This is a genomic window from Sphingomonas hankookensis, assembly GCF_028551275.1.
GTDB classification, from domain to species: Bacteria; Pseudomonadota; Alphaproteobacteria; order Sphingomonadales; family Sphingomonadaceae; genus Sphingomonas; species Sphingomonas hankookensis_A.
Genome location: NZ_CP117025.1, coordinates 2162294 through 2183222, shown reverse-complemented (window position 1 = coordinate 2183222; position 20929 = coordinate 2162294). Strand labels below are relative to the sequence as shown.

Sequence of the window (20929 nt, the reverse complement as noted above, 5' to 3'; positions counted from 1 at the left end):
TTCGCGCATGGGAATTGCCCGAACCGACTTGGATGGAATGTGACATGGCCGCAATCTGGGCCCCCGACAGCTGGAAATCCGCCGAAGCGCGCCAGCTCCCGACCTATCCCGACGCACAGGCGCTCGATGCCGCGACCGCGCAGCTCGCCAGCTATCCGCCGCTCGTCTTTGCCGGCGAAGCGCGCAACCTGACCGCCGAACTGGCGCAGGTGGCGGAGGGGAAGGCGTTCCTGCTGCAGGGTGGCGATTGCGCCGAGAGCTTTGCCGAATTCCATCCGAATTACATCCGCGACACCTTCCGCGTCATCCTCCAGATGGCGGTGGTGCTGACCTTCGCGTCGAAGCTGCCGACGGTGAAGGTCGGGCGCATGGCTGGACAGTTCGCCAAGCCGCGCTCGGCCGATACCGAAACGGTCGATGGCGTCGAACTGCCCAGCTATCGCGGCGACAATATCAACGACATCGCCTTCACCGCCGAAGGCCGCGTGCCCGATCCGCAACGGATGATCCGCGCCTATTCGCAGGCGGCGGCGACGCTCAACCTGCTGCGCGCCTTCGCGACCGGCGGCTATGCGAACCTGCATCAGGTGCATCGCTGGACCCATGACTTCATGGGCCGGTCGCCTTGGGCCAAGAAATATGCCGATGTCGCCGACCGTATCGGCGAGGCGCTCGACTTCATGGCGGCATGCGGCATCGATGCCGACAGCGTGCCGCAGCTGAAGGCGACCAGCTTCTACACCAGCCACGAAGCGCTGCTGCTGCCCTACGAGCAGGCGCTGACCCGGCAGGATTCACTGACCGGCGACTGGTACGACACCTCGGCGCATTTCCTGTGGATCGGCGACCGCACCCGCTTCGACGGATCGGCGCATGTCGAATTCCTGCGCGGCATCGGCAATCCGATCGGCATCAAGTGCGGCCCGACGCTCGAGCCGGACGCGCTGCTGCGCATGCTCGACACGCTCAACCCGAACCGCATCGCCGGACGGATGACGTTGATTACGCGCTATGGTCACGACAAGATCGAAGCCGGACTGCCCAAGCTGGTCCGCGCGGTGCAGCGCGAAGGGCACAAGGTCGTGTGGTCGTGCGACCCGATGCACGGCAACACGGTGAAGGCGACGACCGGCTACAAGACGCGGCCGTTCGACCGCATCCTTGCCGAAGTGCGCGGCTTCTTTGCCGTGCACCGTGCGGAAGGCAGCCATGCCGGCGGCATCCATGCCGAAATGACCGGGCAGAACGTCACCGAATGCACCGGCGGCGCGATCGCGGTCACCGAACAGGCGCTGGCCGATCGCTATCACACCCACTGCGACCCGCGCCTCAACGCCGGGCAGAGCCTCGAACTGGCATTTCTGCTGGCCGAGATGCTCAACGACGAGATGGCGGAGCGCCGCAAGGTAGCGGCGTAACCCCACCGTCATCCCGGCCTGTTTCAGGCTGACGAGAGCGACCGGTTTCGGCCTCTCCTTCGTCATTCCCGCGAAGGCGGGAATCCATTGCCGCTACCGTTTCGGCTTAGAACGAACTGCTGGCGCGTATGGATTCCCGCCTTCGCGGGAATGACGGACAATAGATTTACTCCAACCCCACCAACACCTTGTCGACGGTAATCGGATACTCCCGAACCCTCACCCCACAGGCATTGTACACCGCGTTCGCGACCGCCGCGCCGACGCCGCAAATGCCCAGCTCGCCCGCGCCCTTCGCCTTCATCGGCGACGAATAAGGGTCTGTCTCGTCAAGGAACACGACTTCCTGATGCGGAATATCGGCATGGGTCGGGACATGATATTCGGCGAGGTCGTGATTGATGAACCCGCCCAGCCGCGGATCGACGACCAGTTCCTCGGTCAACGCCGCGCCCACGCCCATCGTCATCGCGCCCAATATCTGGCTGCGTGCTGCCTTCGGGTTCAGTATGCGTCCGGCGGCAAAAACGCCCAGCATCCGGCGGACGCGAACCTCCGCGGTATCGGCGTCGACGCCGACCTCGACGAAATGCGCGCCGAAGGTCGCCTGCACGAACTTCTTCGTCAGGTCGCCGAACTCGATCCGGTCCTCAACCTCGATTCCCGCACCGCCCGCCGCCTCGCCCAGCGCGACCGACTGGTTGCCCGACCACACCCGGCCCTCGGCGAAGCGCGCCGTCGCGGGGTGGAACCCGACCGCCTCGGCGATCCGGTCGCGTAGCCCCACGCAGGCGGCGTAGACCCCCGCCGTCGAGCTGTTCGCACCAAACTGCCCCCCCGACCCCGCGGACACCGGGAAGCTCGATTCGCCCAGCCGGACCGTCACCTGATCCAGCTCGACGCCCAGCATCTCGGCGGCGGTCTGCGCCAGGATCGTATAGCTGCCGGTGCCGATATCGGTCATGTCGGTCGTGACCGTCACCCGGCCATCGCCGGCAATCCCGACCCGCGCCGCCGACTTCAACACCATGTTGCCGCGATACGCCGCCGCCATGCCCACGCCCACCAGCCAGCGCCCCTCACGTCGCCGGCCCGGAACCGGATTACGCTCGCGCCATCCGAAACGCTCTGCCCCCTCGCGCAGGCACCCGATCAGATCGCGGTGCGAAAAGCGGCGCTCGGGCTTTTCCGGGTCGACCTGCGTATCGTTCAGCACGCGCAGTTCGACCGGGTCGATCGCCAGCTTTTCGGCAAGCTCGTCCATCGCCGCTTCGATCGCCATCATCCCGACAGCCTCGCCCGGCGCCCGCATCGCGCTGGATTCGGGCAGGTTCAGCTCGGCGAGCCATTCGACCACCCGACGATTCGGCGCGGCATAGAGCTGCCGCGTCTGCGCGCCGGCACCCTCCGGACTGCCGCCGGGCAGATCGCCCGACCAGCTTTCATGCGCGATCGCCTGCAACCGCCCGTCTGCCGCCGCGCCCAGCCATAGTCGCTGGATCGTCGACGACCGGTGCGTGGTGTTGTTGAACATTTGTGGCCGGGACAGCACAACCTTGACCGGCCGCCCAACCTGCCGCGCGGCGACGGCAGCCAACACCGCATCGGCACGGACCCACAGCTTACCGCCGAAGCCGCCACCGACATGATGCGCGACGATCCGCACCTTGTCCTTCGGCATCTTCAATATTTTCGCCATGTCGCGTGCCGCCCAGTCGACCATCTGGTTCGCGGTCCACAGCGTCAGCGCGTCACCCTCCCACGCCGCGATCGACGCGTAAGGCTCCATCATCGCGTGGGCATGATCGGGCGTGGTGTAGGTCGCATCGACCTGCACCGGCGCATCGGCAAAGGCACGGTCGAAATCGCCATGTCCGTTCGACCGGAACGGCTTGTCCGCCCCGCGCGCGGCCGCGTCCGCCAGATCGAAGGCACCGTCCGCCGCCGAATAGTCGACCTGTACCAGCTTCGAAGCCGCGCGTGCCGCCTCGAAACTTTCGGCCACTACCAAAGCCACCGCCTGGCCGAGTTGATCGACCTGCGGCCCGGCAAGCATCGGCACCTTGTGATCCTCGCCGATACCCAGCGGCCCGGCATTCTCGTGTGTCACCACCGCCAGCACGCCCGGCGCTGCCAAGGCGTCCGCCGCGTCGATCGACACGATTCGCCCGGTCGCGATCGTCGTGCCGACGACCACGCCATAGACCTGCCCCGCCACCGCGAACTCGGCGGCATAGGTTGCCCGTCCGCTGACCTTCAACGGCCCTTCGATCCGATCGGTCGGCCGTCCCAGCACCCGCATCGCATCGGTCGGGTTGGCGCCGGCGGCTTCGGTGAACTTCATGGCGCTACTTCCTATTTCCGTCCGAACAGCTTCTCGATATCGCCATGCGCCAGTTTGATCCACGTCGGTCGACCATGGTTGCACTGGCCCGAATGCGGCGTGACCTCCATCTCGCGCAGCAGGGCGTTCATCTCGACCACCGACAACACCCGCCCGGCGCGAACCGATCCATGACACGCCATGGTCGCCGCGACATGGTCGATCCGCTCTTTCAGCGACAGCGCGGCATCATGCGCGCGGATTTCGTCGGCAAGGTCGGTGACGAGGCCGATGACGTCGCCCTGCCCCAGCATCGCCGGCACGGCACGCACCAGCATCGCGCGCGGGCCGAACCGTTCCACCTCCAGTCCGAATTCGGCGAGTTCCTCCGCCTTGTCCTCCAGCGCGTCGCACGCGATCTCGTCCAGCTCGACCACTTCGGGGATCAGCAGCGCCTGCCGTGCCACGCCGCCCGTCGCCATTGCCGCCCGCATCCGCTCCAGCACCAGCCGTTCGTGCGCGGCATGCTGGTCGACCAGCACCAGCCCGTCCTCGGCCTCCGCCACGATATAGCTTCGCGCGACCTGCCCGCGCGCCGCGCCCAGCGGAAATTCCGTCGAGGCCGGCGGAGGCTCGACGGCCACCTCAGCGCGCGCCTGGGGCGGCGGCGCGAAGAACGTCGGACGCTTGTCGTGAAAGGCGAAGCCCGGGGACACGCTCGTCTCGGCAAGCGGCGGCAACGGCATTGCCGGGGCCGTCACCGGCGCCACCGGCTCGGTCGTCCATGCCGCCATCGCATCGGCGGCGGGACGCTGCACCGCGCGAAACCCCGCCTCGTCGAGTGCGCGCCGCAAGCCACCGACGATCAGCCCGCGCGCCGCCGCCGGATCGCGAAAGCGCACCTCGGTCTTGGCCGGATGGACGTTGACGTCGATAAGGTCGGGATCGACATCGAGGAACAGCGCGACCACCGCATGCCGGTCCCGCGCCAGCATTTCGGCATAGGCACCGCGCACCGCGCCCGACAGCAGGCGGTCCTTCACCGGCCTGCCATTGACGAACAGATATTGATGGTCCGCGACGCCCCGGTGGAAGGTCGGCAGCCCGGCGACGCCGCCCAGCCGCATCCCTTCGCGTTCCCAGTCGAGCCCGACCGAGTTCATCGCCAGCGCGCGATCGGTCAGCGCCGCGACGCGTTCCGGCCGCGATTCGCCCGCCTGCACGCCCAATATCCGGCGCCCGTCATGTTCGAGGGTGAAAGCGATATCGGGTCGCGCCATCGCCAGTCGCCGCACCTGATCGACACAGGCCGCGAATTCCGACCGGGGCGAGCGCAGGAACTTGCGCCGCGCCGGCACGCGGGCGAACAGCCCCTCGACCCGAATGCGCGTGCCCGGCGGGACCGCGGCGGGGCGATCCTCGACCACCTCACCATTGTCGACGGTGCGCAGCCACCCCTCCGCCCCGGCCGGGCGGCTCTCGATCGACAGGCACGCGACACTGGCAATCGACGGCAACGCTTCGCCGCGAAAACCCAACGTCGTGACCGCTTCGATCCGGTCGTCGGGCAGCTTGGAGGTCGCATGCCGTTCCAACGCGAGCGCCATGTCGGCCGGCCCCATGCCGCAGCCATCGTCGCTAACCTCGATCAAATCGATGCCCCCGCCCGCCAGGCGGACGAGGATGCGGCCGGCGCCGGCGTCGATCGCGTTCTCGACCAGTTCTTTCAGCGCGGAAGCGGGGCGTTCCACCACTTCTCCCGCAGCGATGCGGTTGACTAGATGCTCGGGCAGACGGCGTATTGACATGGGGGTCGCTCTAGCCCAAGCGGCGCCATCCCGCGACCCGCTTCCGCCATCTGGCAACCGACTGGAACCCCGGTCGGACGGGTCGAGGTACAAGCTGCGAACCGCCGCGTCGGGACACGCGGATAAGGACGGAAGTATCGATGGCCTTCTCGCGTTTCTTCAAGTTCATGTCGCATGATATGGCGATCGACCTCGGCACCGCCAATACGGTGGTGTACCTGCGGGGTCGCGGTGTCGTGCTGAACGAACCGTCGGTAGTGGCGGTCGAGACGCTGAACGGGGTCAAGCGGGTGAAGGCGGTCGGCGACGACGCCAAGCTGATGATGGGCAAGACCCCCGGCTCGATTGAGGCGATCCGCCCGATGCGCGACGGCGTCATCGCCGACCTCGACGTCGCCGAACAGATGATCAAGCACTTCATCCAGAAGGTGCATGGCCAGCGCCGCTTCATCCGCTGGCCGCAGATCGTGATCTGCGTGCCCTCGGGCTCGACCAGCGTCGAACGCCGCGCGATCCGTGACGCAGCCTCGAACGCCGGCGCATCGCAGGTCTGGCTGATCGAGGAACCGATGGCGGCCGCGATCGGTGCCGACATGCCGGTGACCGAACCGATCGGGTCGATGGTCGTCGACATCGGCGGCGGCACGACCGAAGTCGCCGTCCTGTCGCTGCGCGGCCTCGCCTATTCGACCTCGGTCCGGGTCGGCGGCGACAAGATGGACGAAGCGATCGTCAGCTATGTCCGCCGCAACCACAACCTGCTGATCGGCGAAGCCACGGCCGAGCGCATCAAGCAGGAAGTCGGCACGGCAAAGCCGCCGGCCGACGGCATCGGCACGCTGATCTACGTCAAGGGTCGCGACCTCGTGAACGGGGTGCCGAAGGAAATCCAGATCAACCAGGGCCAGATCGCCGAGGCGCTGTCCGAACCGGTCGCCGCGATCGTCGAGGGCGTCCGCATCGCGCTGGAAAACACCGCCCCCGAACTGGCCGCAGACATCGTCGACCAGGGTATCGTGCTGACCGGCGGCGGCGCGCTGCTGCAGGGTATCGACGAAGTGCTCCGCGACGAAACCGGCCTGCCGGTGACGGTCGCCGAAGACCCGCTGACCTGCGTCGCGCTCGGCACCGGTCGCGCGCTGGAGGATCCGATCTACAAGGGCGTCCTGCTCGCCGTCTGACATAGGGATTGGGGGGCATGGCGCCGCCACGCAACCACCGTCCGGGCTTTTCGCGGCGGGCGCAATATACGGTGTTCGCCGGGTACGTGCTGGCGGCAAGCGGCGCGCTCGTCGGGGCGGTCCTGCTGCTGATCTCGATCATCGATCCCCGCGCCTTCTCCGCGCTGCGCGGGGCGATGCGGGAGGCGACGACCCCGATTTCCTCAGGCGCCGACTGGGTGTGGGACGGAGTGGCATCGGTGCCCGCAGGGATCGGCGACTATTTCGGCGCGGTGTCGGAGAACCGCCGTCTGCGCGCGCGGGAGGAGGCGACCCGCCGCTACCTGATGCAGGCGCGGCTGCTGAACCGCGAAAACGCCCGGCTGCGCACGCTCCTCGCCTTGCGCGACCGGTCGGCCGCTCCGGTGATTACCGCCCGTCTGGTCAACAGTTCGGCCAGCAGCACCCGCCGCTTCGCGACGCTTAACGCGGGGTCGCGACAGGGCGTGATGCGCGGACAGCCGGTGCGCGGACCCAACGGCCTGATCGGGCGCATCGTCGAAACCAGCCCCAACACCGCCAGCGTGCTGCTGATCATCGATCCCGAAAGCATCGTGCCGGTGCGTCGCACGCGCGACGGACTGTCGGCGATCGTCGCCGGCGTCGGCAACGGCATGGTCGAGGTCCGCACCGCCGGCGTCGTCAACGCGCCGCTGCTCGCCGGCGATGTCTTCGTCACCTCGGGCACCGGCGGCATCTATCCGCCGGGCGTGCCGGTCGCCCGCGTCTCGCGCAGCCAGCGCGATGTGGCACCCGCCCGTGTGTTCGCCGAACCCGACGGGCTGGATTTCGCACTGGTCGAGCGCGCGTTCCTGCCCGCACCGGTTCCCCGCCCGACCCCTAGCGCCACGCCGACCCCGACGCCCGCCGCCGAATGAAGCTGCTCGGCCCCGACGACGGTCGCGCCGAACGCGTGCTCACGCGCAAGGCGGTCGCGAGCATCCTCGCCGGTTCGCTCGTCACGCTGTTGCCGGTCGTCGCCACCGTGCCGTTCCTGCCGCCCTTCGGCCTGTTGATGTTCCTCGGCTGGCGGCTGCTTCGACCGGGCGCGCTGCCCGTCTGGGCGGCAGCACCGCTCGGCCTGTTCGACGACCTGGTGAGCGGCCAGCCGCTGGGCAGTGCGGTGCTGTTGTGGCAGCTTTGCTCGTTGATGCTCGATCTGGTCGATACCCGTCTCGTTACCCGCGATTTCTGGCAGGACTGGCTGCTCGCCGGCGGGTCGATCGCCCTCTGCCTCGTCGCCGGCCGAGCTTTTGCCACCCGGCTGTCGGCGCAGGTCGATACCGTGCTTTTGTTTCAGATCGTCGTATCGATAGCGTTGTTCCCGGCCGCCACAAGGCTATGTACCGCACTTGGTGGTAGCGAGGATGAATGAGCAGGATCGTCACCGAGGCCGCACAGGCTTTCAGCTTTTCCAGGCGCGCGATGGTGCTGGGCGGGGCGCAGGTGGCGGTGGGCGTCGTGCTGGCGGGGCGGATGGCATGGCTGTCGGTCGCCGAGAACGAGCGCTATAACCTCCTCGCCGAAAGCAACCGCGTCAACCTGACCATGATCCCGCCCCGCCGTGGGTGGATCATCGATCGCCACGGCGCGCCGATCGCCAACAATCGCACCGATTTCCGGGTCGACCTGATCCCCGACCGGCTGGAGGATCGCGACCGGGTGCTCGGCGAACTGCGGCAGTTGCTGGCACTGACGCCGGAGGACATGGCCCGCATCCAGACCGACCTGAAGCGCGCCGGCAACTTCACCCCGGTCCAGGTCGCCGAGAATCTCGACTGGGAACGCTTCGCGGCGGTCAGCGTCCGCCTGCCCGAACTCCCCGGCGTCCAGCCTACCCGCGGTTTTTCGCGCAGCTATCCACCGGGCGCCGCGGTCGCGCATATCACCGGCTATGTCGGCGCTGCGACCGCCGAACAGTTCAAGGAAACCCGCGACCCGTTGATGGTCACACCGGGTTTCAAACTCGGCAAGGATGGCCTTGAAAAGACGCTGGAATCGCAGCTTCGCGGGACGGCGGGCGCCAAGCGCGTCGAGGTGACGGCGCGCGGCCAGATCGTGCGCGAACTCGACACGCGGCCCGACAAGCAGGGTAAGAATGTCCGCCTGACCATCGATCTCGGGCTACAGGAATATGCCGCCCGCCGGCTGGGGCCGAACTCCGGCTCGGCGGTGGTGATGGACGCGGTTACCGGCGACGTGCTGGCGATGGTGTCGATGCCCGCCTACGACCCCAACAGTTTTTCGGACGGGATCGGCCGGCTCGAATGGAAGATGCTGTCGGGCGACGACCATATCCCGCTGATGAACAAGACGCTGCAGGGGCTGTATCCGCCCGGATCGACGGTCAAGCCGATGCACGGCCTTGCCATCATGAAGGCCGGCGTCGATCCTCACCGCCGCGTCACCTGTTCGGGCGTGTTGCAGGTCGGCACCGGCCGCTTCCACTGCCACAAGCGTGGTGGCCATGGCCCGCTCGACCTGATCGGGGCGGTAGCACAGAGTTGCGATATCTATTTCTACACCATGGCCCGCGAACTGGGCTACGACGCGTTCGCGACCACCGTGCGACAGATGGGACTGGGGCAGAAATTCGAGCTTCCGTTCCAGTCGCAACGTTATGGCACCGTGCCAGACAGCGCGTGGAAGCTGCGGAAATATAAGCAGAAATGGACCGTCGCCGACTCGGTCAACGCGTCGATCGGGCAAGGCTATGTCCTGAGCAACCCGCTGCAGCTGGCGGTGATGGCTGCGCGACTGGCGCAGGGGCGCGAGGTCGTGCCGCGCCTGCTGCTCGATACCGCCCATAAGCCGGCGCCCTCGATGGGGATCGATCCGGAAATGCTGGCGACGGTGCACCGAGCGACCTGGGCGGTGGTCAATGGCGGCGGCACCGCCGGCCGATCGCGCTTTCAGGGGCTGCCGGAGGGCATCCAGCTGGCCGGCAAGACCGGCACCGCGCAGGTGCGTCGCATTACCATGGCGGAGCGTCGCACCGGTGTGCTGGGTGATAGCGCGATCCCGTTCCGGATGCGCGACCACTCGCTGTTCATCGGCTACGCCCCCGCCGCCGCGCCGCGCTACGCCGTATCGGTCGTGCTGGAGCATTCCGGCCATATCTATACCGCCGCGCCGATCGCCAGCGACATTCTCTCATGGCTGTTCGACCGTGACAAGGCGATGGCCCGGCTCGAACCGCTGGAGCGCGAATGGGGCGGCGACGTCCAGACCCGGATGGCGGCACAGTGGAAGGCGTTCGAGGCCGAACAGACCGCACCGGTCACCACCGTTCCCGCGACACCGGCCGATGTCGAGGGCGCGACGACCAACGTCGTCGACACCGCCGCCAACCAGAGCGCCCCCGACACCGCGGTGGCCCAATCCAACGTGACTGAACGGACCGAATGAAGCGCATCAACCAGACGACCTCGCACGGGCTGGGCTTCGTTCCGGCACCATTGGCGAAGCTGCCGTGGCGCGTCCTGTTCCTGTTGCTGGCGATCGGCGGGTTCGGGCTGGTCGTCCTCTTCTCGGCGGCTGGCGGCAGCGTACAGCCCTGGGCGTCGCGACAGGGGCTGGCCTTCGCCATCTTCCTGTTGGCGGCCATCGGCATTTCCCGCATCCGCATGAGCTTCTGGCAGGGGATCGCCCTGCCCGCCTATGCCGTCATCACCGTGATGCTGGTGCTGGTCGAACTGGTCGGCGCGGTGAAGGGCGGGTCGCAGCGCTGGCTCGACCTCGGCTTCATCCGGGTACAGCCATCGGAATTCATGAAGCCCGCCATCGTGCTGGCTCTGGCACGCTTCTACGACCTGTTGCCGGCGGGTGAGATACGTCGCTTCGGTGCGGTGTGGCCGGCGGCGGCGATGCTGGGAATCCCGGTCGTGCTGGTCATGCTTCAGCCCGACCTCGGCACCGCGCTGATGATTACCGCAGGCGGCCTGACGGTGATGTTCCTCGCCGGCCTGCCGCTTCGACTGTTCGTCGGCGGTGCGCTGGGCGTCGCCATCGCCGCGCCGCTCGCCTTCAACTTCCTGCTGCACGAATATCAGAAGAACCGCGTGCTGATCTTCCTCAACCCCGAAAGCGACCCGCTCGGCACCGGCTATCATATCAGCCAGTCGAAGATCGCGATCGGGTCGGGCGGCATCTTTGGCAAGGGGTTCCTGAACGGCACGCAGAGCCATCTCGACTATCTGCCCGAGGGGCATACCGACTTCGTGTTCGCGACCATGGCGGAGGAATGGGGGCTGGTCGGCGGCGTGCTGCTCATCACCGCCTTCATCCTGCTGGTGCGCTGGGGCGTCGGCGTCGGCGTCCGCGCGGAGGGGCGTTTCTCGAAGCTGGTCGCGGGCGGGCTCGCTACGACGATCTTCTTCTATGTCGCGATCAATCTCGGCATGGTCATGGGGCTGGCTCCGGTCGTCGGCATCCCCCTGCCGCTGGTCAGCTATGGCGGATCGGCCCAGATGACGGTGCTCGGCTGCATCGGCATCCTGATGGCGATCGACCGGGAGAATCGTGATCGCGTCCGGTTCTGACGCTATTTTTCGGAAATCTGAAAAATAGGGTTTGCGTGGGGCCAAAGGTTCGCTAAAGGCGCCGCTCCAACGGCGGATCGGCCAGCCCGGCCCGCCCCATCGCCCAGGCGACGGACGCATAGCTCAGTTGGTAGAGCAGCTGACTCTTAATCAGCGGGTCCTTGGTTCGAGCCCAAGTGCGTCCACCACCTGTCCAGCGAATGGACGCATAGCTCAGTTGGTAGAGCAGCTGACTCTTAATCAGCGGGTCCTTGGTTCGAGCCCAAGTGCGTCCACCATTCTCCCCAGACCGGCCGGAAGGGTCCTCCCCATCGTAGCAGAACGCCTGGCGCGTTTCGGCCGATCCTGCGCTCGACGCAGTGGCATTCACCCGTTGCGGCGCTGTTCCTGATCGAAGACGCCATATCGTCGTCACCCTGGGCTTGACCCGGGGTCCCGCTTCCTCGCCGATCGCCACAAGTCGGGACCGCCGATCACCTCCGCGGTGGTGAAGCGATCTGGTGGCCCGCTCCCGATCCCGTTCGCCCAGCACCCTACCGCGCGCAAACAAGAAGGCGGCAGACCACCTGGACCGCCGCCTTCTCTCCGTTCACGCAAACGACCGGCGCGCTCACACGCGCCGGCTGCTACCCATCAGAAGCGCACCTTCACCGTACCGCGATACGACTGGTTGCGGATGTCGCGTTCGATCGTCGTGTCGGCCGCGACCGAGAATTCGACCTTGTCGCTGCCGAACGCGAAGCCGCCGCCGATCTCACCCCATTCATCGTCGCGGCTGGGCAGCGCGAACGCCACGCTCGGCCCGATGCCGTTCGCGAAGTTCGCGGTGAAGAACGCCGCGCGATCCTCGAACTCCCGGACATAATAGGCCGAGGCGAACGGACGGAAGCCGCCGAACGCTCCGTCGAGCACCGCACCGGCGCGGCCTTGGAGGCTGGTGTAGTTGTCTGCATCGTAGCGCAGCGCCGGACCGCCGCCGGTTTCGACCGTCGGGGTGAAGCCCAGCTGGCTGGCACGAACCGCAACGCGCGGGCCGATGTGCAGCTGGTCGGTGCCGAACAGATAGCCCGCGCCGACTTCCGCCGACAGCGCCAGCGCATTGTCGCGGGCGCGCAGCGTGAAGGGCGTGGTGCCCAGCGTCACGTTACGGCTGGTGCGCGCCTGATAGACGCCCGCACCGAACTGCGCATCGACGGTGACGCCCATCGGCGCCTGCACCTTGCCGTACAGCGTCCCCTGGATCAGCTCGCCGCGCGCCTGCTGGCCAAAGCGCTGCTGCCCGTCGACATCGCTGTACGACAGGCCGAAGCCGAGCACGGCGGTATCCGACAGCGCCTTTTCGACGCCGCCCGCGATGTAGAAGCCGTCGAACTCGTCGCGACCCGATGCCGGGTTCGTGCCCGGCATCCCCGGCGAACTGCCGCGGATATAGCCGCCCGCGAGGAACGCACTGGCATCGTCGGGCAGCACGCCCTCGCGGATCGAGGTGACCGACGCATCGGTCTGTGCCGCGACGCCCATGGTCGGGGCCATCACTGCCCCCACCACCACATCGCTCGGCCGCCCCATCACCGCCAGCGTGCCACCCAGCGGCTGCGCCGGATCGATCGCCGCCAGCCGTTCGCGATAGAAGCGGGCGACATTGTCCATCGCCACCGTGCCGATCGCGCGCTTGGTCGTCTCGCTACGCGGGGCAAGACCCTCCAGCGACGCCTGGATCCCGGCCTGGCTCTGCAGGTCGAGAATGCCGTAAGCGCCCGCCACCGCCGCATAGTTGCTGCGGTTCTGGTCGAGCAGTTGGGCATAGGCGGTCTGGATCGGCGTCTGCGCGACGACGCTCGCATAGCTGCCGGCATCGATCCGCGCGGTCACGCTGTTGGCGGTGTAGCTCAGCACCGGCCGCAGGATCGCGCTAAGCGCCCCCGGCTGGGCAAAGCGGCCACGGATTTCGCCGGCGGCGGTCAGGATCGTGTAGCTGTCGTTATAGCGGATCGTGCTGCCCGCCACCGGATTGAACAGCACCGATCCGCCGATGCTAGCCAGCCCGTCGGTGGTGCCGTTGCGGACCAGTGCGATCCTGTCCGACGCGCCATTGTTGCCGATGTCGATCGCCAGCTGCGTGCCCGACGCCAGGATCAGGTTGCCGCCGATGGTCAGCGTGCCGATCGTCCCGATCGTGCCCGGCGCGATCGTGCCGCTGACACTCGTTAGGAAGCGCGAATCGACCCGGCCCGAACCGCTGAGCAACCCGCCCAGCAGGAAATAATCCCCGCCGGTCGCCACGCGGCCGTCGACGATGGTCTGGCCGTTCAGCTGGTTGATCTCGATCAGGCTGGTGAGCGAGCCGGTGCTGGTGACGTTCAACCGCGCCTGGCTGTTGGCGATCGACAGGCGGTCGATGGTGACGCTGGTATCGAGCGTCGTGGTACCCGCCGCGCCGAGCGTCACGTCGAAATAGCGTCCGACGATGCCCGACGCCTTTACCGGGTTCGTGTTGTTGGGGACGAAGTTGGTCGCACCCGGCAGGCCGTTGGCCAAAGTCGCGGCGGCACGCGCCACCGCGGCGGGACCGCGGTCGACCGGGTCCTGCGCGACCGCCACGCCGTTCTGGTAATAGATGCCGGTCGCCAAATCCTTGCAGATCGAGCTCGACGCGCTTTCGAAGCACAGCTGCCCGAAATCGCCGCCCGATCCGGCCTCACCCTGGCCCGCGGTGGTCGGCACGCCGTTCACCAGCTTGCCGTTCTGGATCACCTGATAGCTCGGGTCGAGCTCGGTCTGCCAATGGGTCGCGTCGGTCCACTTCGCATCGCCCGCCTTCGCGCTGACATAGCGGTAGGGGTTCGAGGCGACGATATAGTCCCAATAGAGATAGAGCGGCTGATAGAAGGACGTCGTGCCGTAGGACGACGACGGCTGCGCGGCATAATAGCGCGTGCCGCCCGAGAGTACGCCCAGCACGACCGGCTTGCTATACGTCTTGTCGAGGATCAGCGGACCACCCGAATCGCCGCCGGCGGTGATGCCTTCGTTCGGAAGCGCATTGTCCTTGAACAGGTTGAAGTCGAACCGGCTGGCCGACGCCGTGCCGCGACGCGGATCGTCGAGGTCGGTCATGTACAGGTTCTGGTTCAGCGTCCGCGCCGTGTCGCCATAGAGGAACAGGTCGACATCGCTGAGCGAGGTCAGCGCGCCGAGATAATTTTCCGCCACGCGACGACGATAATCGATCCCGCCGGTATCGCCGTTCAGCCCGGTACCGTTGCGGCCATAACCGGTGATGACGACATGATAGCCGGTGCCGGTGGCGTTGTTGATCGACGACGGCGCGGGCAGTGCCGAGAACAGCAGCGCCCATGCCGGGATACCGACCGCCGGCGTGTCGAGCGTCGCAATGGCGACGTCGGCCTGCAGGAAGCCGCGATTTTCGGGCTTCAGCGAGTCGGTCAGGTACGACACCTGATTGACGTTGAACATCGCATTGGCGGGGGTCGACCGGAACGCGGTCACGCCGGTCGTGGGATTACCGAACAGCCAGTCGCGCACGCCCTGCAGGTTATCGGCCTTGAAACCGAACGCCATCTGCTTGTTGCCGGTTTCGGTGCCATAGGCGCTGGCCGGACTGGTGTTCATGCAGTGCGCCGCCAGGATCACCATGCGCGGGTTGACCAGCGTGCCGGTGCACAGGCTCAGGCTGCCGCCGCCCTGATTGATGAACATCTGCCCGACGCCGGTGATGTCGTTCGGGTCGCGTGCCGTCGTGGGCGTGCCCGGCGGGTTGATGACGACCTGCGGCTCGTCGACCGACGACCCGCCCGGCATCACACCACCCGGCGCAATGCCCAGCGGAGCGACACTGACCGGCGCGCTGCCGATCGGAGCAACGCTCACCGGTGCGGCGGAGATCGTGCCGGCATGCGGTGCATGGACGGACTCCGTCGGACGCTCCTGCGCCTGTGCCTGCACGGCGAACGGCATCACCGATGTCAGCAACGCGCAACGAGCCATCCGGCGGAAAGCCGCCGATCGACGCTGTACCATGTAAATCCCCCTATACTTCGAACGGCCCGGAAAACGCCGTGATTGCGGCATCCTATGCTTTGTCGGGGGGCTGTCAATTCATGCCGGGTCGTATCGATCATCAATAATCCGGAATGCGCAACCTGTTGCAAAGCGGCATCACGCGCCGTCCTGCCCGCGTGACCAAAAATTCATGTGGCGCTCACCGCCCGGCGCGGCCCGATCCCGTAACGCGGCCGGCACAGTCGTTATTGAGGTCGCCGCCACGTGAGCAAGCCCATCTTCTTCGATCCCACCGGCCGGCGCGGCATCTGGGCGAGGCGCGGGGTCGCGCTGCTGATCCTGGCGGTCGTGCTGGCGGCGATCGCCTTTGCGACGACACTCGTACTGACGCCGCGCACGCTCGGCATGCCCCTGCCCTTCGCGCGGCGGCATGGCGAAGCCTTCGCGCCGCGCAACGACGGGTTGGCGAACCATCGCCGCTGGCTGCCCCGCACCAGCGCGCCGACGCCGGGATCGCCGCTGACCATCGGCTTCTACGTCCCCGACACCGCCGGCGGGCTGTCGTCGCTCCAGCGGCACATGACCGGCCTCGACTGGGTCGTGCCGGCCTTCGTCACCGTCGTCGGGCAGCAGGTCCATGCGATCGACGATCCACGCCTGACACAGCTCATGGCCGCCACGCGCCACGCGCCGAAGGTGCTGCCGATGGTGCAGAACCTGACCGACGAAAACTGGGACGGCGCAGGGGCCGCAAAGATGCTGGCCGATCCGCAGGCCCGCGCGGCTTTGGTGGCGCAGCTGGCCGGCTATGCGCAGGCGCATCACGCCGCCGGTCTGGTCATGGACTATGAAAGCCTGCCCGCCGCAGCGGTCGCCCGCTATCCCGCCTTCCTCGCGCAGCTCCACGCCGCCCTGCCCAAGGGCGCGATCCTCGCCGTCACCGCGCCGGCGGGCGATCCCGAATGGCGACTGGCCGATATCGCCCGCGCCACCGACCGGGTGATCCTGATGGCCTATGACGAACATTGGGAAAGCGGCACCCCCGGCCCCATCGCGTCGCAACCCTGGTTCGTCGATCAGGTCGAACAGGCCATTCGCCAGGTCGGTCGCGACAAGCTGGTCGTGGCGCTCGGCAGCTATGCCTATGACTGGCACGATGGCGGCGCCGATGCGCTCTCGATCGAGGAAGCCTGGCTCGCCGCGCACGACTCATCGGCCCCGGTCGGCTTCGACCGGTCGAGCGGCAATGCCGGCTTCACCTATGACGACGAACGCGGCAGCCGCCATCAGCTGTGGATGCTCGACGCCGCGACCAGCTGGAACGAACTGGCGGCGCTGCGTCGGTTGGGGCTGGACGATGTCGCGCTGTGGCGACTGGGCAGCGAGGATGCCGGCATCTGGAACGATTTCGCCGCCTTCCGCACCGCCGGGCGCGTGCCGCGGCTCGGCCGCCTGCGAAGCGCGGTCAATGTCGATGTCGAGGGATCGGGCGAAGTGCTGCGCATCACCAGCCGCCCGACGGATGGCCACCGCCTGCTGCAATTCGACCGCGACGGCATGATCGCCGACGAACGCTACACCGCGCTCCCTACCCCCTATGTCGTGCAGCGCACCGGCAGCGCCGATCCGAAGGCGATCGCGCTGACCTTCGACGACGGCCCCGACGCTACGTGGACGCCGCCGATCCTCGACGCGCTGGAAAAGGCCGGGGTGCCCGCCACCTTCTTCGTCGTCGGCGAAAACGCGCTCGAACATCCGGCGCTGTTGCAGCGGATCGTGGCCGATGGCGACGAGATCGGCAACCACAGCTACACCCACCCCAACCTCGCCACGACCGGCGAACGCACGACCAAGCTGGAGCTGAATGCCACCCAGCGGCTGATTCAGGCCTATACCGGCCGGTCGACCACGCTGTTCCGCGCGCCTTATTTCGGCGATGCCGAACCGACGACGATGGACGAAATCGCACCCGCGCTGCTGGCGCAGGACCTCGGCTACACCGTCGTCGGGCTGCACGTCGATCCCAACGACTGGCAGCGGCCGGGCACCGACGCGATCGTGCGGCAGGTGGTGGAGCAGGTCGAGGACGCCAGCGCCGACAGTTCGCGCAACGTCGTGCTGCTGCACGATGGCGGCGGCGACCGGCAGCAGACGGTCGATGCCCTGCCGCAAATCATCGCGATCCTGAAGGCGAAGGGCTATCACTTCGTCACCGCATCGCAGCTGGTCGGCGTGCCGCGCGCCGTCGCGATGCCGGCGGTGACCGGACGCGACCTCGCGGCGGTCCGCACCGATGTCGCCATCTTCATCGTGCTGGCGGCGATTGCGGTCGGCCTCGCCTGGCTGTTCTACCTCGCCATCGGTCTCGGCATGGCGCGCGCGGTGCTGATGGCGGCGCTGGCATGGTTCCAGTCGCGGCGGACGCGCCCGACCCCGCCCGACTATCATCCCAGCGTCTCGGTCATCATCCCGGCATATAATGAGGAGCGGGTAATCGCCGATTCGGTCGCGCGGGTGCTGGCCAGCGACTATCCGGGGCTGCAGGTGATCGTCGCCGATGACGGGTCGAAGGACGCCACCAGCGCCGTCGTGCGCGACCGCTTCGCCCGCGATCCGCGCGTCACGCTGCTGACGCTCGCCAATGGCGGCAAGGCGGCGGCGCTGAACCGCGCGCTGTTGCAGGCGGAGGGCGAGGTGATCATCGCATTGGACGCCGATACCCAGTTCGAACCGACGACCATCGCCCGGCTGGCGCGCTGGTTCGCCGATCCGAAGCTGGGGGCGGTCGCGGGCGATGCGCGGGTCGGCAACCGGGTGAACCTCGTCACCCGCTGGCAGGCGGTCGAATATATCACCGCGCAGAATCTCGAACGCCGCGCACTCGCCGGGTTCGATGCGATGACGGTGGTGCCCGGCGCGGTCGGTGCCTGGCGGCGCGCGGCACTGGATGCGGTCGGCGGCTATCCGGAGGACACGCTGGCCGAGGATCAGGACCTGACCATCGCCATCCAGCGCGCCGGCTGGCGCGTCACCTACGACCCGCGCGCCGTCGCGTGGACCGAAGCGCCCGAGAGCTTCAAGGCGCTCGCCAAGCAGCGCTATCGCTGGGCGTTCGGCACGCTGCAATGCCTGTGGAAGCATCGCCGCGTGCTGCTGACCGGCAAGCCCGCTGGCCTCGCCCGGATCGGCCTGCCCCAGGCATGGCTGTTCCAGATCTTCTTCGCCGCCATCTCGCCGCTGATCGACCTCGCGCTGATCCTGTCGATCGTCGGCACGGCCGTCCGCGTCGCGCAGCATGGCTGGGCACAGACCAGCGGCGATGTCGGGCAGATGGGCCTGTACTGGCTGTGCTTCACCGCGATCGACGTCTTCTGCGGCTGGATCGCCTATCGGCTCGACGGCAACAAGACGCGCTATCCCGCCCATCTGCTCGTCGCGCAGCGGCTGGTGTACCGGCAGATCATGTACTGGGTCGTGCTGCGCGCCATCGCCTCGGCGATCGGCGGGTTCGTGGTCGGATGGGGAAAGCTGGAGCGCAGCGGCCGGGTGGAGGCGGCGTGAGGTCAGAAGGGAATCTTCAGCCGCACCATCAGTCGTGGGATCGTGATCCCGCTGCCCAGCGCCGCGCTCTCACCCTCGACCGCGGCCTTGGCGTCACCAATCCGCACTTCCGCCCGCATCGGCTCTTCCGCCGCAGCGGGCGGGGCATTCAGGCGATAGCGGCGGCTGTCGCGCTCGCCGCACACGACGATCTCGCCGTCGTCTTCCGCCTTGCCGCATTTCGGTTCGGGCGACAGCGGCGTCAGGTCGATCCGCGCGGGCGGTTCGGTGCCCGCCTGCATCAACAGAAGCAACGCCCACATCGCCCGTCTCCTTCCGGTCAAGGAATGTTCCCGCGAAATACGGCACGGCAAAGGCAGCCCCTTGGAGCATCGACCGCCACCTTGCCCGAGTCCTCCCGGCATCCTAGCTGATAGCTCATGGTATTCGATCTGGGCCGGGCGATGCGCAAGAAGGCGGAGCATGAAACCGCGCGCCTGCTCGACTTCGAATTTCGCATGCGGGTCCGGGCCACCCGCATGCTGCTGTCACGCCTCGGCCTCGACGAAACCGTCGCTGCCTCGCTGGTGGCCACCATGGCGGAAGACGCCGCCCTCGCCCATGTCACGCAACTTGCCGGCACCGAAATCGACTCCGTGACCGCGTCCTATCGCGACTGCCTGACCATCGCCCATCGACAACTGGTCGCCGAACGCGGCGACCCGACCCCGCACCGCCTCGCCTGACCCTACACGGCGATCGTCATCCGCGCGACCAGCCCCGGCGCATTGTCGCCCAGCTCCAGCGTGCCGCCATGCAGATGCGCGACCGCCGCAACCAACGACAGGCCCAGGCCCGCCCCGCTTTCGGTCCGCGCCGCATCCAGTCGCCCGAAGCGCCGCAGCGCATCGTCGCGCCGGTCGGGTGGGATACCCGGACCATCGTCGGCAACGATGATCGCCACGCTGCCCTCCGCCTGCTCGACGCCGACCCGGATAACACCAGCGCCATATTTCAATGCGTTATCGACCATATTTGCCACCGCCTGTCCGATCATTTCGCGATTGGCGGGAACGGTCACACCGCCGCCATCCACGACGCGGATCGCCAGCCCGCGGTCCTCGGCCAGCGGTTCGAACATGTCGGCGACATCGGCGACCAGCGCGGACAGGTCGACCGGCTGGAACGCCTCCCGCCCGATGCCCGCCTCCGCCCGCGTGATGCGCAGCGCGGTGTCGAGCATCCCGAGCAACCGGTCGCCCTCATCCATCGCCCGCAGCACCGCGACCCGCCCCTCCTCGCTCTCCGCCGCCGCCAGCGCGCGTTCCAGCGTCGCGCGCAGCCGGGTCAGCGGGGAGCGCAGGTCATGCGCCAGCCCATCGGTCGCCAGCTTCAGCTCGCCGACCAGCATCGCGATCCGGTCGAGCATCGCATTGACCGACCGGCCCAGCGCCTCGAACGCGTCGTTGCCCCCGTCCAGCGCGACCCGCTGCGCCAGATCGCCCGCCGTCACCGCCGCCACCGTCTGTGCCGTCCGCCCGAGCCGCGCCGCGATCAGCCGCGCCGCCGCCCATCCGGCCAGGGCGGCCAGCAGCAGCGCGACGACCATCGCCGCGACCATCGCCGCCTCCATCGCGCCGACGAACGCCAGCTCGCCCTCGATCACATGGCCGGTCAGCAGCCGCGTCCCATCGGGCAGGACGGTGCCGATCACCCGCATCGCCTCCGGCTGGCTGCGCGCCACGCGAAAGATTTCGATGGTCGATGGCGGTCCGATCACGACATTCGGGGGCCATGCCGCCACATTGCCCGCCAGCACCCGCCCGTCGCGCCCGATCACCAGCACGACCGATTGCGGCCGGTCGCTCCGGTCCAGCCGCGCCTCGGCGACGCGCACCAGCCGGTCGACCCCGCCCGACGCCCATCCGTCCAGCAGCGTCGCGCGCAATCGCCCCGCCTCGTCGGTGGCATTGGCGGTCAGCTGCTTTTCGGTAATCGACCGGACCGTCAACAGCACGACCGCCGACCCGGCAATCTGCAACGCGAACACCAGCGC

13 protein-coding genes and 2 tRNA genes are annotated in these 20929 nt (G+C 67.8%); 10 read left to right on the top strand and 5 right to left on the bottom strand.

The genetic code is table 11. From position 1 onward, the window contains the following. Window positions 1–44: 44 nt before the first annotated feature. The gene (locus PPZ50_RS10380; RefSeq protein WP_066688108.1) at window positions 45–1418 is read left to right on the top strand and encodes a class II 3-deoxy-7-phosphoheptulonate synthase; all 1374 of its coding nucleotides are present in this window, start codon (window positions 45–47) and stop codon (window positions 1416–1418) included. A 166-nt stretch (window positions 1419–1584) separates the two neighbouring features. On the opposite strand, the gene PPZ50_RS10375 is transcribed toward PPZ50_RS10380, so the two are convergent. Both PPZ50_RS10375 and mutL read right to left on the bottom strand, forming a co-directional pair. Further along, window positions 1585–3762: a xanthine dehydrogenase family protein molybdopterin-binding subunit gene (locus PPZ50_RS10375; protein WP_066687757.1), complete on the bottom strand. Its 2178-nt coding sequence runs from the start codon at window positions 3760–3762 to the stop codon at window positions 1585–1587. An 11-nt stretch (window positions 3763–3773) separates the two neighbouring features. Beyond that, window positions 3774–5549 (bottom strand): DNA mismatch repair endonuclease MutL, encoded by a 1776-nt coding sequence (mutL, locus tag PPZ50_RS10370; protein ID WP_066687748.1) that lies wholly within the window; start codon window positions 5547–5549, stop codon window positions 3774–3776. 140 nt (window positions 5550–5689) lie between these two features. Here mutL and PPZ50_RS10365 point away from each other — a divergent pair, with 140 nt between their 5' ends. The 7 genes from PPZ50_RS10365 (at window position 5690) to PPZ50_RS10335 (ending at window position 11588) form a co-directional block, all read left to right on the top strand. After that, window positions 5690–6730, top strand: coding sequence for a rod shape-determining protein (locus tag PPZ50_RS10365; protein WP_055756338.1), 1041 nt, complete (start codon window positions 5690–5692; stop codon window positions 6728–6730). A gap of 17 nt (window positions 6731–6747) precedes the next feature. Next, window positions 6748–7647 carry a rod shape-determining protein MreC gene (gene mreC, locus PPZ50_RS10360; protein WP_272815286.1) on the top strand — a complete coding sequence of 300 codons (900 nt, stop codon included), beginning with the start codon at window positions 6748–6750 and terminating at the stop codon, window positions 7645–7647. Then, window positions 7644–8144 (top strand): rod shape-determining protein MreD, encoded by a 501-nt coding sequence (gene mreD / locus PPZ50_RS10355; RefSeq protein ID WP_066687742.1) that lies wholly within the window; start codon window positions 7644–7646, stop codon window positions 8142–8144. The genes mreC and mreD overlap by 4 nt, the downstream gene beginning before the upstream one ends. Next, on the top strand, window positions 8141–10177 hold the full coding sequence (gene mrdA, locus PPZ50_RS10350) for a penicillin-binding protein 2 (RefSeq protein WP_066687740.1): 2037 nt from the start codon (window positions 8141–8143) through the stop codon (window positions 10175–10177). Before mreD ends, mrdA begins: the two co-directional genes overlap by 4 nt. Then, window positions 10174–11310: a rod shape-determining protein RodA gene (gene rodA, locus PPZ50_RS10345; protein WP_066687738.1), complete on the top strand. Its 1137-nt coding sequence runs from the start codon at window positions 10174–10176 to the stop codon at window positions 11308–11310. The genes mrdA and rodA overlap by 4 nt, the downstream gene beginning before the upstream one ends. Window positions 11311–11422: 112 nt before the next feature. Continuing rightward, a tRNA-Lys gene (locus tag PPZ50_RS10340) sits at window positions 11423–11498 on the top strand. A 14-nt stretch (window positions 11499–11512) separates the two neighbouring features. Then, window positions 11513–11588, top strand: a tRNA-Lys gene (locus PPZ50_RS10335). A 355-nt stretch (window positions 11589–11943) separates the two neighbouring features. Here the strand turns inward: PPZ50_RS10335 and PPZ50_RS10330 are convergent. Continuing rightward, window positions 11944–15351 carry an autotransporter domain-containing protein gene (locus PPZ50_RS10330; RefSeq protein ID WP_241215419.1) on the bottom strand — a complete coding sequence of 1136 codons (3408 nt, stop codon included), beginning with the start codon at window positions 15349–15351 and terminating at the stop codon, window positions 11944–11946. A gap of 246 nt (window positions 15352–15597) precedes the next feature. On the opposite strand from PPZ50_RS10330, the gene PPZ50_RS10325 reads away from it, so the two are divergent. After that, the gene (locus PPZ50_RS10325; protein ID WP_066687735.1) at window positions 15598–18894 is read left to right on the top strand and encodes a glycosyltransferase; all 3297 of its coding nucleotides are present in this window, start codon (window positions 15598–15600) and stop codon (window positions 18892–18894) included. 2 nt (window positions 18895–18896) lie between these two features. Here the strand turns inward: PPZ50_RS10325 and PPZ50_RS10320 are convergent, their stop codons facing one another. Then, entirely contained in the window at window positions 18897–19196 is a 300-nt protein-coding gene (locus PPZ50_RS10320; protein WP_066687732.1) for a hypothetical protein, read from the bottom strand. A gap of 117 nt (window positions 19197–19313) precedes the next feature. Here PPZ50_RS10320 and PPZ50_RS10315 point away from each other — a divergent pair, with 117 nt between their 5' ends. Then, window positions 19314–19619, top strand: a complete 306-nt coding sequence (locus PPZ50_RS10315) for a hypothetical protein (RefSeq protein WP_066687729.1) — start codon at window positions 19314–19316, stop codon at window positions 19617–19619. Between the two features lie 2 nt (window positions 19620–19621). On the opposite strand, the gene PPZ50_RS10310 is transcribed toward PPZ50_RS10315, so the two are convergent. Beyond that, the gene (locus PPZ50_RS10310) at window positions 19622–20923 is read right to left on the bottom strand and encodes a sensor histidine kinase (protein ID WP_232307834.1); all 1302 of its coding nucleotides are present in this window, start codon (window positions 20921–20923) and stop codon (window positions 19622–19624) included. Window positions 20924–20929: the final 6 nt, after the last annotated feature.

Bases quoted from the DNA above. Each gene is read 5' to 3' on its own strand.
- PPZ50_RS10380 (WP_066688108.1), top strand. From the start codon at position 45: ATGGCCGCAATCTGGGCCCCCGACAGCTGGAAATCCGCCGAAGCGCGC.
- PPZ50_RS10375 (WP_066687757.1), bottom strand. From the start codon at position 3,762: ATGAAGTTCACCGAAGCCGCCGGCGCCAACCCGACCGATGCGATGCGG.
- mutL (WP_066687748.1), bottom strand. From the start codon at position 5,549: ATGTCAATACGCCGTCTGCCCGAGCATCTAGTCAACCGCATCGCTGCG.
- PPZ50_RS10365 (WP_055756338.1), top strand. From the start codon at position 5,690: ATGGCCTTCTCGCGTTTCTTCAAGTTCATGTCGCATGATATGGCGATC.
- mreC (WP_272815286.1), top strand. From the start codon at position 6,748: ATGGCGCCGCCACGCAACCACCGTCCGGGCTTTTCGCGGCGGGCGCAA.
- mreD (WP_066687742.1), top strand. From the start codon at position 7,644: ATGAAGCTGCTCGGCCCCGACGACGGTCGCGCCGAACGCGTGCTCACG.
- mrdA (WP_066687740.1), top strand. From the start codon at position 8,141: ATGAGCAGGATCGTCACCGAGGCCGCACAGGCTTTCAGCTTTTCCAGG.
- rodA (WP_066687738.1), top strand. From the start codon at position 10,174: ATGAAGCGCATCAACCAGACGACCTCGCACGGGCTGGGCTTCGTTCCG.
- PPZ50_RS10330 (WP_241215419.1), bottom strand. From the start codon at position 15,351: ATGGTACAGCGTCGATCGGCGGCTTTCCGCCGGATGGCTCGTTGCGCG.
- PPZ50_RS10320 (WP_066687732.1), bottom strand. From the start codon at position 19,196: ATGTGGGCGTTGCTTCTGTTGATGCAGGCGGGCACCGAACCGCCCGCG.
- PPZ50_RS10315 (WP_066687729.1), top strand. From the start codon at position 19,314: ATGGTATTCGATCTGGGCCGGGCGATGCGCAAGAAGGCGGAGCATGAA.